Raw genomic sequence first — 13,028 nt, 5'->3', positions numbered from 1 at the left:
TCGTAATTAAGGCGAGTTTTGTCGTAACTCGGTGGCCGTTTGTCGTAATTCCGATATAATTTGAGCTTTAGAAGCTGTACAAATGAATGATAATAAAATGAGAATTATGGAAATATTAATCTGAGTTGTTTTTCTTATTATTTTTTAATATTAACCATATAAATGAGTACATAGTATTATATTTAGTACCTGACTTATGTTATATAGTTAGTCCTGCAAGTAAGAAATTGATGAGAAAAACAGAAATCGATTCTTTATTTGAAAAAGGCAAAAATGTCGAAAGATGTTGACGCAAAGCTACAGGTCTACGGTTATACAACTATGACGGCTGGGTTGCTAAGAGTGAAGGGTGAAAACGCAATTTTTCATTTTAATAGATCTTCTACCCCACCCGCAATTTGGGAGGAAAATATAATGACAACAATGTTTAAGAAATTCGCAACAGGAACGGCTGCTTTGGCTTTAATGACTACGGTGTTTGCTTCTACTACGATGGCAGCAGAAGGTACATCAACTACTGAAATCCAAGGTGCTGAAAATGTTACGATGACTGGCGTTTCAACATCAAATTTTGGAATGGTGCAATTATCGGGTGCCACTCAAACCACTACTGCACAACTTGATATTGCAAGCATCATTGATGCAAGAGGAACTGGCGATGGCTGGAACGTAACAGTAAAAGCCCAGCCACTTAGCCTCACAGAAGACGGAAGTGTATTAAGCGAAAACAAACTGACTCTTGCTGTGCCGACAGTCCAAAAAGTGGATGGCGGTTCATCCGAAGTAAGCACGATCGCAACAAGTGGTGGAAACATCGACAATGCAAATGGAGTGAACATTTTAACTGCTCAAGGTAATGGCGGTATGGGAAGCTTTACAATTGATCCGATTGCAATGACGTTAACTTTGCTTCCGAAAGAAGTTTTTTCCGGCAATTATTCAACAACTGTTTCAGTCGAATTAACGAATGGTCCACAATCTTAATTTAAATTCCGTGCCATGTCTTTGGGACATGGTTTTTTTTTGAAAATTATTCGAACTACAACATCCAACCATTCAGGAGGAATTTCATGTACATACGTATTTTTGCTTTTCTTATATTTTCACTTATGCTGCCAACCTTGGCGTTTGCAGAGGAGTCTTCGCTTCAAGTCGAACCGATTTACCCCGAAAACCAAGTGCCAGCCACTAAAGGCTACTTCGATTTGAATGCCAAACCGGGCGAGCAAATGACGTTAATGCTGAAATTGGAAAACACCAAAGACACGCCAATCAACGTACGTGTCGAAAAATCAAATGCGTACACATCTCCGGCCGGCGGCATCTTTTATGAAGCTGAAACAACTTCAGAAGATACCGAGTTGCTTGATGGCGGCATTCACTTGGTTGATTATATGGACGTGAAAGAAACAGTAACGATTCCGGCGAATGAAACCATGGAATTGCCGATTCAACTGACAGTGCCGGAAATTTCTGGTGAGACGGTTCTTGGCGGTATTAAAGTGACTGAAGAAACAGTGAAGGAAGACAGCGAAGAAGTGGGAGAAGACGAAGCAAACTTTGTCATTAATACAGAGACAACGTATGCGGTGGCGATCCAGCTGAATTTACCTGGTGAATCAAAAGCGGATTTCTCTGTTGGCACTGCCGGTTTTATTCCCACTACGGCTCAAGTTTTTGTTGAAATGGCAAACAACGCAGATTTGATCCAAGGCAATGTGTCGGGCACGTACGCTGTACAGGACAGCGAAGGAGCGGAAATGTTCAGCGGCACGATGGATTCGTTCATCATGGCGCCAAAAACCAAAATCCGTTATCCGATTGCGTGGAACAATAAACAGCTTGAAGATGGCGACTACACGCTGGTCGTTAACGGCAAAGCCGGCGGCCAAGAGTTTGCGGTCAATGAAGCATTCTCGATTTCAAATGATGAAGTGCAGGAATTTGCAGAAACGACAAATCCAGTTGCTGAAACAGACGAAAAAGAAAAAGGCGGCATACCGACTTGGGTATGGATTGCTGTTGCTGTGCTGTTTGGACTGGCGATGTTCTTGTTGGGGAGAAGAAAGAAAAAGTAAACAGATTGGCTTTGATAGAGGAATGCAGAGGCTATATATTCATCTATTTTTAAAATGAAAGTAAAGTAAAATCCACATCCGGCTGCCGGATGTGGATTTTATATTGAAGATAGAACGTGAGCTTTTTGATATAAAAAGAGAAAAAATTTAATATGGTGAGTAAGAGAGTACTGTCGGAAGCGGCTTTATTGGTGCTTCGAGGCGATACTTAAGCATAGTTTTAAACTGAGCGCTTTAGTTGGCAGTTTGTGCCTTTGATGCTGATTGGGAAGTGAAGAAGCTAAAGTAATTTTGAGAAATGCGTGTATATTAAATTTCTCGTTGTTCAATGAAGATGACTTTAAAAACTCACGTATGCTGATTTAATTATTCTGAATAGTCTGTTAATTTGTTAATAATAATGATAAAATTAATTCGAAATAAAACAAAGCGAAATAAAACAAAGCTTTCAAGATAGAAAAAGGGTACAGCAAGTGAACAAAAAGCGGCTGGATTAGATAGGAAATGAAGAAATAGTCCATTTTTATGTTTTTTCGGAGAAGTATATGCTGCGATTAGTAATATCATAATCCATTAGTTGATAGAGGAAGTGAATGAAGTAATGGATATTTTGCATTTGTGTCTATGTGGTCCAGTTACGGATAGTTGGAATTACCAAGAAAACTTGCTTACAAAATATCATAAAAAACTAGGACATACTGTTACGATTATTACTTCCCGATGGATTTGGAATAATAAAGGAGAAATGACTTTAAGTGAAAAAACAGATTACATTAATGAAGACGGAGTTAGAACGATACGTCTGCCCATACGCGGAAAGAATAGGTTGGATAAAAAGTTTAAGAAATATGATAAATTATACGCCTCTATCTCTCAGGTAAAACCAGAGATAATTTTTATTCATGGATGCCAATTTGTCGACATGAAACAAGTAGTTAAATATATAAAAAATTTTCCGGAAATACAAGTATATGTAGATAATCATTCTGATTTTTTTAATAGTGCTACTAATTGGGTGTCAAAAAATATTCTCCATAAAATAATTTGGAAGAAATATGCCAAAGATATAGAACCATATACTGAGAAGTTTTATGGCGTTTCACCAGCTAGAGTTAATTTTCTTATTGATATGTATAAAATAAATAAGAAAAAAGTCGAATTATTAGTCCTAGGAGCTGACGATGAAAAAGTCGAGGAAGCAAGAAGTACTAGTGTCGTCAATGAAGTTAGAGCTAAATATAATATAAAACAAGATGATTTTTTAATAATAACCGGTGGAAAAATAGATAAAAACAAAAGACAAATTTTACTTTTAATGAAAAGCGTTGCTGAAATTAAAAAGCCTAACGTTAAACTTCTAGTATTTGGATCAGTTGACCCTCAATATAAAGAGGAGTTTAATAGTTTGTTAAACGAAAGTATAGTATACACTGGCTGGATTAATCCAGAGCACACCTATAGATACTTTTATGCAGCAGATTTGATAGTATTTCCGGGATTGCATTCAGTTTTTTGGGAACAAGCAGTTGGTCTCGGTAAGCCCTGTGTATTTAAATATATTGAAGGTTTTGATCATGTAGATTTAAATGGTAATTGCCGTTTTTTGTTTAGTGAGAAGATCAGTGAAATGAAGGAATTAATTATTGAAATTATAAACAATAAAAAAATGTATAAAGATATGGAACGGATAGCGATGAGTAAAGGCATCATACAGTTTTCTTATAAAAATATAGCTGAAAAAAGTATCCAGAGCAATCAGGAGTGAAAAAGAGTAAACCAATCGAATTAGTTATGGGGGAAACAAAAAAATTTACGCCTATCTATAAAATTTAAGTTTAAAAGAACGTGTTTGGAAATAGGGAATATACCTAGACGATTACGATAGAATAGCAAGGAATAGTGAAAATGCATGCTTGAATAAAAAGGATAGGCCAAAAAATCATCATACATGATTTTTTGGCCTATCCCTTTTGCAGCGAGTCTCTGGCCGCTCTAGTTTGTCATGTTTCGTCATCCACTTGAATTTCAATAATATAAGTTAGCCCAAATATAATCAAAACTTACTAACAGTATAAAGCAAGAGGAGAAAAATAGTTATTCTTTATTTTTATCTCTTGATCAACTAAATTGCTTATTTTATACAGCTGCAAAATTAAGTAGATAAATGCTGCGAAGTAGTATAAAATTTATTAATAATAAACTGAATATTCTGATATATAAAAAGTGAATCATGTATTTATCAGTGTAATCAGTGTGGAATTTAAGATTAAATAAGTGCGAAAAGAAAATCTGGGGGGAATAAGGATGATTTTAGTTACAGGAGGGGCAGGTTATATAGGAAGCCATGCAGCAGTGGAATTGTTAAATGCTGGATATGAAATTGTAGTGGTAGACAACTATTCTAATAGTGAAAATGGTTCTATTCATCAAATAAAGAAACTGACAGGAAAAGATTTTCCTTTTTATCAAGTTGATTTGCTGGATTATGACTCGTTGGATAGGGTCTTTAAACAGCATGAAATCAAAGCAGTCATGCATTTTGCCGGTTTAAAAGCAGTTGGAGAATCGATAGAAAAACCGTTGGAATACTATCGCAATAACCTCACTTCAACCATACAGTTATGCGAAATTATGAAAAAACATAAGGTTAAAAAATTAGTGTTTAGTTCATCGGCTACTGTATATGGTACCCCTCAAAAAGTACCAATTGATGAAAGTTTTCCATTATCCGCTACTAACCCTTATGGGCGCAGTAAATTGATGATTGAAGAAATTTTAAATGACCTTTACCATTCCGACTGTTCGTGGCGAATTACGATTTTACGGTATTTCAATCCGATCGGCGCCCATGAAAGCGGAGAAATTGGTGAAAATCCCATTGGCACCCCCAATAATTTAGTGCCTTATATTACTCAAGTGGCTATTGGCAAAAGAGACCAACTTCAAGTGTATGGCAATGACTACGAAACAGTAGATGGAACTGGAGTCAGGGACTATATTCACGTGGTTGATTTAGCAAAGGGGCATTTAAAGGCGCTAATTTATTTGTTTGAAAATAAAGGAATTGAAACTTTTAATCTAGGAACGGGACAAGGCTATAGTGTTTTAGAGATAATCGATAAATTCACTGCAGTTACGGCAAAAGAAATACCCTATCAGATTGCTGCAAGGCGTGCAGGAGATATTGGTATTTGCTACGCAAATCCAGAAAAAGCAAAAATCCTTTTAGGATGGCATGCTGAAAAAAGCTTGGAAGAAATGTGTATAGATGCTTGGAGATGGCAAACAAAAAATCCAGAAGGTTTCCAATCGTCTGTATACAGCAAACAACAATTTTCTTTTGGAAAAGGCGACAAGAAAGGACGCAATTACGAAACAAAATCTTTATAGAAGAATTGATTAAATGAATGTGGGGGGAAATTAATGAAGGTTCTCCAAATCAACTTTGTATGTGGGATTGGAAGCACTGGAAGAATTGCGACAGATATTCATTCACTACTGGTGGAAAAAGGATACGAAAGCTGGATAGCTTATGGCCGAGGTGAACCCCGAAATTGCAATAATGTTTTAAAAATTGGCAGTAAAGCAGATACGTATTTGCATGTTGCAAAAACAAGGATATTTGATAAACATGGATTTGGATCGAAAAAAGCGACAGAAGTATTTATTGATAAGGTAAAACAGCTTAACCCAGATATCATTCATTTACACAATATACACGGTTATTACATTAATGTTGAAGTTCTATTTAATTATTTGAAAGAATCAAACAAAAAGGTTTTTTGGACTTTGCATGATTGCTGGGTTTTTACCGGCCATTGCAGTAATTTCGATTATATAGGGTGCAATAGATGGGAAACCGGGTGTTATGAATGTCCTCAAAAAAAAGAATATCCTAAAAGTTTAGTAAAAGATAATTCTTTTGAAAATTATATAAAGAAAAAGGAACTCTTAACAGGAATTAAAAATATGACTATTATCACACCCTCCAAATGGTTGTCAGCATTAGTAAAAAAATCGTTTTTAAAAGACTATCCTGTAAAGGTCATCAATAACGGCATAGACTTAGCTATTTTTAAACCAACGCCTACTTCGTTTAAGAAAGAAAACAACTTGGAAGAGAAATTTGTCATTTTAGGAGTCGCCAATGTATGGGGAGAAAGAAAAGGATTGCATTATTTTATAGAATTAGCCAATAAAATTGAGCCAGATGAAGTTGTGGTATTGGTAGGTCTCACGGAGAAACAGATTAAAAGTTTACCAAAAAACATAATAGGTATAAGAAATACAGAAAGTGCCAAACAATTAGCGGAAATTTACACTTCTGCGGATATATATGTAAATCCAACCTTGGAAGATAACTTTCCGACAACAAACCTAGAAGCATTAGCTTGTGGAACTCCTATAATAACTTTTAATACCGGCGGGAGCATCGAAAGCAGCTTAGAGCCAATAGGTACTATTGTTGAAAAAGGCAATATTGAAGAGCTAATAAAAGCCATAAAAAAAATAAGGAATAATGAGGAATTAAATTACACAGATAAGTGCATTGATTATGCCTATAGAAACTTTAACAAAAATGATCGATTTAATGACTATATTTTTGAATATAACATGGAAGCAGAATGACTTCATTATAAAACAGCTATTTTAAAAATAGAGAACATAATAAAATGCTGCATATGGGAGGCCAATATGAAAAAAGCATTAATAACAGGCGTAACCGGACAAGACGGCTCTTTTTTAGCAGAATTTTTATTGGAAAAAGGATATGAAGTACATGGTATAGTTCGGCGGAGTTCTTCCTATAATCAAGAGCGATTAGAAAAGATCATAAATCGTGAAAAATTGTATCTGCATTATGGAGACGTCACAGATACATCAAGTGTTATTCGCATTATTAATGAAACAAAGCCTGATGAAATTTATAACTTAGCGGCTCAATCTCATGTGCGTGTTTCGTTCGATATGCCCGAATACACTCAAGATGTCGACGCTGCTGGAACCCTGAAGATTTTAGAAGCTGTAAGAATGCTGGGATTAACAAGTAAAACTAGGATTTATCAAGCATCTACTTCGGAATTATTTGGAAAAGTTCAAGAAGTTCCTCAGAAAGAAACAACGCCGTTTTATCCGCGATCCCCTTATGGAGTTGCAAAAATATACGGGTTTTGGATTACCAAAAACTACCGTGAATCTTACAATATGTTTGCAGTCAACGGTATTTTGTTTAATCATGAATCCGAACGGCGTGGGGAAACTTTTGTTACACGCAAAATCACTCTTGCTGCAGCACGCATTGCACAAGGAAAGCAACAAATACTAACTTTAGGAAACTTAGATTCGTTGCGTGACTGGGGATATGCTAAAGATTACGTGGAATGTATGTGGTTAATGCTACAACATGAAAAACCTGAGGACTTTGTCATTGCCACTGGTCAAATGCACACGGTTAGAGAGTTTGTTGAACTAGCATTTAAACATGCTGGTATTGAAATTGAATGGTCAGGAAAAGGGATAGAAGAAAAAGGAATTAATAAAACTACTAAGGAAGTAATTGTAGATGTGGATGCGAAGTTTTTTAGACCAGCCGAAGTGGAGCAATTGCTGGGAGATCCAACAAAAGCACAAACGCTGTTGGGGTGGAATCCTACAAAAACTTCTTTTGGAGAGTTAATAAAAATTATGATTGAAGCAGATTTACAAAAAGTGGCCAAAGAGGTAGAAATTAAGAAAATGTTCGAATGATTAAAAACTATTAAGTGCTTTTTCAAAGATAAAAAAAATAGGTGAGGGAAATGAGGTTGAAATATGCGGGTTTTATTCGTAACGCATTATAGTAATCTTTACGGGGCTAACCTTTCATTGCTTTACCTGGTCGAAGAACTAAGAGATTTTTATAACGTGAATCCGCTTATCGTATTGCCTTCAAAAGGGCCGTTACAACAAGAATTAGTGAATAAGAAAATTGATTATGAAATTTTTCCGTTTAAATCATGGGTATCTACTAAACCGCATCATTTGAAAGGAATCGTTAAATTTGAAATAAATAAATATTACGGAAGGGAAATTAGCAAAATAATTAAAGAAAAAAAATTTGATATCGTTCATACCAACTCGAGCGTAACTCCAGTTGGGGCATTGGCTGCTAAGTACTCTGGAGTAAAACATATTTGGCATATACGTGAGTTCTTGACAGAAGACTACGGATTATATTTTGAAAGGATAGGATTTTCTACCAATTTCATTAATAATTATTCAGATAAGGTAATTTTTATTTCTAAAGCTTTGTTGCACAAATACAAAGATAAAATTGACAAGGAAAAGCAAGATATGATTTATAACGGAATAAAACCTTTAAAGCTTCAAGGAATAAAAGAAACGGTTAATGACTCGGTAATAAAGTTATTAATTGTAGGTACATTAATAAAACAAAAAGGGCAAAGAGAAGCAATAGAAGCGGTAAAACATTTAGTGGAGACAAAGAAACAATCCTATATTTTAAATATTGTAGGAGATGGACCTGATAGAGTTGAATTAGAGAGATTGGTCCAGTTATATAAGTTAGAAAATCACGTGGTTTTTCATGGATATCAAAAAGACACATCTATGTTTTACATAAACAATGACATAACTTTGATGTGTTCGGATAAAGAAGCTTTTGGTAGAACTACTATAGAATCTATGTTGGCTGGAACGCCGGTAATCGGATCAGATTCAGGAGCAACATCTGAAATAATTAGAAATAAAGAAACCGGCTTATTATTTAACCCTAAAGATCCCAAAGACTTAGCCAGTAAAATTTTAAGTTTAAGCGAAAAAAAAATAATTGGGAAAATGGGTGAAAAGGCAAAAAGGGAAGTGGAAGCTCATTATTTATCTAATATAAATACAGAGAAAGTTTTCAATTTGTATATGAAAATAATGAAGGAAAATTAGTATGCTTGATAATATTTCTTAACAAAGGAACAAAAACAGAGGCACCTTAATAAAACGTCTACTGAAAAGAGTGTTCTTATGAAAATAGCTTTTTTTGACGTAACTAATACCGGCCATCATTGGTTTTATAATTTAAATTTAATTCTATATACAAAGGAAAAGTACGATGTTGTTTACATCACAAAAAACATTACAGAAGACCAATTACGAATCCTTAAAGAAAACAATATTGAAATAGATTTAATAAAAGAGAGCAACAATTACAAATTTCTCCCGAAACTAATGAAACAGTTAACTACATGTAAAGATTATTATTTTGCGAAAAGTGTAGCGAAGAAAAAAGGCGTCGGTATTTTTGTGAACTTATATTTTGATCAATATATTTTACCGTATTATTTCGATTTTAAAAAAATTAAAACCATTAATATTCTTCATTGGTATCCACACAACAAGCTCAAAATTAAGTTCTTGTCTTTATTAAAGAAAGATAATAAACATCATTTCTTAGTACACACTAATGAGACGAAAAAAAATCTAGAACTAATTAATAAAGAATTAAATGTGACGAAGCTAGATTACCCCATCAAAGAAAAGATCAGTATTAAATGCAATAGAAATCAAATGATAAATGCTCTTAAATTGCCGATTGAATTAGTTGACGCCAGAACACTTCTTTATTTTGGTGGTACTCGACACGACAAAGGAGTAGATATATTAATAGAGTCCTTAAAATTCGTAAATTCAAATATATCCCTTTTAATTGTAGGAAAAGAAGAAACTTTTACAAGAAATTTTATACAGAGTAAAATAAGTGAGCTTAAGGTGGACGTTAAGGTCTATATGGTATTGAAATATATTCCAGAAGGAGATGTACTTAAATATTTTTATATTGCTGATGCTATTGTTTTGCCATATCGCAAATATTTTAATGGAGAAAGTGGAATTCTCACTGATGCTATGCAACTAGGTAAGCCAGTTGTTCTGCCAGATATAATTCATTTTCCTCTTATTAAAGAAAAATATCGAAATTGTGAGATTTTCCAAGCAGAAAATCCATTAAAGCTGGCAGCTGCAATAGATGAAGTGTTTCTAAACTTAAAGGAATATTCGATAAAAGCAAATAAAGCTAGTATTACTTTTAGAAGAGAAAGAAATCCAAAAAGTTTTGCGGAGAATTTTATAAACGTTTTAAAATAAAAGATGTATGTTTAAAGGTGCATAGTTAGCGTTGATTTTTTCATTTGACCACCAAAGCAGTAAAGAAGAGTGTATGGAAGCTGCCTAAACAATAAACTTGCAGGGAATATGAAGACACCATAAAATCACAAAATAAAAATACGTTTGAAATAGCCATCCTTTAATTTTACATTTAAAGGGATGGTTTTTTGAATTTAAATAAGTTGGTTAATCTTAGAAAGAAAAGTCTAATATCAAATAAATACATATTGATAAACAATTCATATTAAGGTAGGATAAAATAAAAAATCTGATAATTTAGAAAATTAAAAAAACTAATTGTTTTTTCATTTTCTTATTCAGTATTAAAACATAAAGGCATGTAGAAAAACTAAAAAGATATAAATTTCAAAAAAAATGAGGAGGTTCTTATGTTTACAAAAACTTTCTTAGCACTGATTATCTTTCTTCTTCATCTTCTGCTCTTTCCATATCTAATTGTAAAAGATGATCCTTCTTTATCCTATAATACAGTTTCAATAGTAGCATATATTATCATCATTTATTCTACTTCTAAGCTTTGTTATCTTACATTGAAAAACAACCAAAGAGTATTAGAATTATCATTTTGGGTATTTACCTACGTATTTATGGGGTTAACTCCTTTCGCACATAGTGTTTCTAACCATTATTCATGGGAAGGTAATTATACTGCTCTTGAAGAGCTTACTGGATTAAGCATCGTCCTTATTGGGATAGCAGCATATGAAATCGGTATATTAATTAGCAGAATATATCAAACTACTAGTCAAAAAAAACAAATGATGGATACTTCCCAGATTAAAAAAATTATGGTGATCAATAAAAAAAGGCTTTATGTTATGGCTTTTTTATCATTGACTTTAACCGTTTTATTATTGCTGAATTTTGGTGGCTTCTCTACGTTATTTATTACAAGGTTTGAAAGATCTGCCCAATACAATGAATATGGTAAAGCTGGATCTTTAATATTAACTAATTTGCTTAGAGTCCCACTTTTTGTGTGCTTAGTCATTACTATTTTTATCTACAAAAATGAAATAGATAGCAAAATGAAATCAAAGTACTATTGGATAGTGTTTGCTTTAATTGTCTTGAACTTGATTATTAGTAATCCGCTGTCGAATGCAAGATATTGGTTTGGAACTTTAATTATTGCTTTATTTATGAGTATGTTCAAATGGAAAAAATACTTCTTTGGTATATGGACAATCGCTTTATCTATATTTTTAGTGGGAGTATTTCCATATTCCGATATATTTCGAGTTTCAAGAGAAAATAGTATTTCTTTAAATACATTCCTTTATCAAATAACACAAAGTGGAGATTTTGATGCTTTCCAGCAGATTTTGAATGCTGTTCAGTATACTAAAGAGTTTGGAATTGCCGGTGGCACTCAACTTATAGGAGCTCTTTTATTCTTCGTTCCTAGAAGTTTGTGGGAAAGTAAGCCACTTGGTTCTGGTCAATTAATATCTGAAGCAATGGGCTATGAATATACAAATTTGTCATTGCCGTTATGGGGAGAGAGTTTACTTAACTTTGGATTTTTAGGCGTGTTCTTTGTCTTTTTCTTATATGGGTTTCTTACAAGTAAATTACAGAAAAAATTTATCAGAGATTTAGAATTTCCAAAGGTAACATTTATAAAAATATTAATTCCTTTTTTGATGGGTTATCAGCTGTTTTTATTAAGAGGAGATTTAATAAACGGAATATCTTATATGTCCGCTTATATTTTATTTGCCTTTTTATTTACTAAATTTTTGAAATTCAAATAATCATTCTAAAAAGAGGGGGAGAAGTATGAATTTAGAATCGAAAATATACGTTGCAGGGCATAGGGGGTTAGTTGGATCGGCAATAGTGAGAAATCTAAAAAAAATGGGATATCGAAATTTAGTTCATCGGACAAGCAAGGAACTTGATTTAACTCAACGTAATAAAGTAGCTCTCTTCTTTGAGGAAGAAAAACCTGAGTATGTATTTTTAGCCGCAGCTAAAGTGGGAGGAATTGCTGCCAATAACAATTATCCTGCTGAGTTTATAAGAGATAATTTATTGATTCAAACAAATGCAATTGACGCTGCTTATCAAAACGATGTGAAAAAACTTTTGTTTTTAGGAAGCACTTGTATTTATCCAAAGAACACTCCTCAACCGATGTGTGAAGACTCTTTATTGACTGGAAAACTAGAGCCAACTAATGAGCCATACGCAATAGCCAAAATAGCAGGGATTAAAATGTGCGAGGCATATAACAAACAATATGGAACTAATTTTATATCTATCATGCCGACTAACTTATATGGGCCGAATGATAATTTTGATTTAGCAAACTCTCATGTTTTGCCTGCCTTAATTAGAAAGTTTCATGAAGCTAAAGTTAATGAATCTCCTACCGTTGAAGTATGGGGAACGGGTTCTCCAAGAAGAGAGTTTCTTTATTCGGATGACTTGGCAGAAGCAGCAGTGTATTTAATGAATACCTATAACGACAATGAAATTGTCAATATAGGTATTGGACAAGACATTTCTATACACGAATTAGCTGAAAAAATAAAAAAAACAGTTGGGTATCGGGGGGATATTGTGTTTGATCCAACTAAGCCGGACGGGACTCCTAGAAAATTAGTGGATGTTACTAAGTTAACCCAATTAGGATGGAAAGCTTCAATTTCACTTGATCACGGTTTGCAGTTAACGTACGAGTGGTTTTTAAAGAATTATAATCTTGTATCTCCTCATCCGAACTAATTGAGAAAAATGAAATTACCTTTGATTATATCGGTTACT

10 protein-coding genes and 1 riboswitch are annotated in these 13,028 nt (G+C 33.7%); all 10 genes read left to right on the top strand.

The window, feature by feature from the left end:
* Window positions 1-256: 256 nt before the first annotated feature.
* A riboswitch (cyclic di-GMP riboswitch) is annotated at window positions 257-341 on the top strand.
* Between the two features lie 73 nt (window positions 342-414).
* The 10 genes from ACRRQV_RS07020 to fcl all read left to right on the top strand — a co-directional run bounded on the left by ACRRQV_RS07020 (window position 415) and on the right by fcl (window position 12,989).
* Window positions 415-984, top strand: a complete 570-nt coding sequence (locus ACRRQV_RS07020; protein WP_432529092.1) for a WxL domain-containing protein — start codon at window positions 415-417, stop codon at window positions 982-984.
* 86 nt (window positions 985-1,070) lie between these two features.
* The gene (locus ACRRQV_RS07015) at window positions 1,071-2,078 is read left to right on the top strand and encodes a WxL protein peptidoglycan domain-containing protein (RefSeq protein ID WP_432529090.1); all 1,008 of its coding nucleotides are present in this window, start codon (window positions 1,071-1,073) and stop codon (window positions 2,076-2,078) included.
* Between the two features lie 589 nt (window positions 2,079-2,667).
* Complete coding sequence (locus ACRRQV_RS07010) at window positions 2,668-3,843, top strand: glycosyltransferase family 4 protein (protein WP_432529088.1); 1,176 nt, start codon at window positions 2,668-2,670, stop codon at window positions 3,841-3,843.
* 539 nt (window positions 3,844-4,382) lie between these two features.
* A complete protein-coding gene (gene galE, locus ACRRQV_RS07005) occupies window positions 4,383-5,468 on the top strand; it encodes a UDP-glucose 4-epimerase GalE (protein ID WP_432529086.1) in 1,086 nt (361 codons plus the stop codon).
* Window positions 5,469-5,501: 33 nt separating this feature from the next.
* Window positions 5,502-6,707, top strand: coding sequence for a glycosyltransferase (locus tag ACRRQV_RS07000; RefSeq protein ID WP_432529084.1), 1,206 nt, complete (start codon window positions 5,502-5,504; stop codon window positions 6,705-6,707).
* A gap of 66 nt (window positions 6,708-6,773) precedes the next feature.
* Window positions 6,774-7,826 (top strand): GDP-mannose 4,6-dehydratase, encoded by a 1,053-nt coding sequence (gene gmd, locus ACRRQV_RS06995; protein WP_432529082.1) that lies wholly within the window; start codon window positions 6,774-6,776, stop codon window positions 7,824-7,826.
* A 63-nt stretch (window positions 7,827-7,889) separates the two neighbouring features.
* Window positions 7,890-9,017 carry a glycosyltransferase family 4 protein gene (locus tag ACRRQV_RS06990; protein ID WP_432529079.1) on the top strand — a complete coding sequence of 376 codons (1,128 nt, stop codon included), beginning with the start codon at window positions 7,890-7,892 and terminating at the stop codon, window positions 9,015-9,017.
* 78 nt (window positions 9,018-9,095) lie between these two features.
* Window positions 9,096-10,214: a glycosyltransferase gene (locus ACRRQV_RS06985; protein ID WP_432529077.1), complete on the top strand. Its 1,119-nt coding sequence runs from the start codon at window positions 9,096-9,098 to the stop codon at window positions 10,212-10,214.
* A gap of 410 nt (window positions 10,215-10,624) precedes the next feature.
* Window positions 10,625-12,013, top strand: a complete 1,389-nt coding sequence (locus ACRRQV_RS06980) for a hypothetical protein (RefSeq protein ID WP_432529075.1) — start codon at window positions 10,625-10,627, stop codon at window positions 12,011-12,013.
* A 25-nt stretch (window positions 12,014-12,038) separates the two neighbouring features.
* Window positions 12,039-12,989, top strand: coding sequence for a GDP-L-fucose synthase (gene fcl / locus ACRRQV_RS06975; protein WP_432529073.1), 951 nt, complete (start codon window positions 12,039-12,041; stop codon window positions 12,987-12,989).
* The last annotated feature ends 39 nt before the right edge of the window (window positions 12,990-13,028 follow it).

It is taken from the genome of Planococcus sp. YIM B11945 (assembly GCF_050864155.1).
In the GTDB taxonomy this organism is placed as follows: domain Bacteria; phylum Bacillota; class Bacilli; order Bacillales_A; family Planococcaceae; genus Planococcus.
Note: the sequence above shows the minus strand (reverse complement) of the source record. Positions and strands in the feature narration are given on the sequence as shown.

Bases quoted from the DNA above. Each gene is read 5' to 3' on its own strand.
- galE (WP_432529086.1), top strand. From the start codon at position 4,383: ATGATTTTAGTTACAGGAGGGGCAGGTTATATAGGAAGCCATGCAGCA.
- ACRRQV_RS06990 (WP_432529079.1), top strand. From the start codon at position 7,890: ATGCGGGTTTTATTCGTAACGCATTATAGTAATCTTTACGGGGCTAAC.
- fcl (WP_432529073.1), top strand. From the start codon at position 12,039: ATGAATTTAGAATCGAAAATATACGTTGCAGGGCATAGGGGGTTAGTT.
- ACRRQV_RS06980 (WP_432529075.1), top strand. From the start codon at position 10,625: ATGTTTACAAAAACTTTCTTAGCACTGATTATCTTTCTTCTTCATCTT.
- ACRRQV_RS07000 (WP_432529084.1), top strand. From the start codon at position 5,502: ATGAAGGTTCTCCAAATCAACTTTGTATGTGGGATTGGAAGCACTGGA.
- ACRRQV_RS06985 (WP_432529077.1), top strand. From the start codon at position 9,096: ATGAAAATAGCTTTTTTTGACGTAACTAATACCGGCCATCATTGGTTT.
- ACRRQV_RS07015 (WP_432529090.1), top strand. From the start codon at position 1,071: ATGTACATACGTATTTTTGCTTTTCTTATATTTTCACTTATGCTGCCA.
- ACRRQV_RS07020 (WP_432529092.1), top strand. From the start codon at position 415: ATGACAACAATGTTTAAGAAATTCGCAACAGGAACGGCTGCTTTGGCT.
- gmd (WP_432529082.1), top strand. From the start codon at position 6,774: ATGAAAAAAGCATTAATAACAGGCGTAACCGGACAAGACGGCTCTTTT.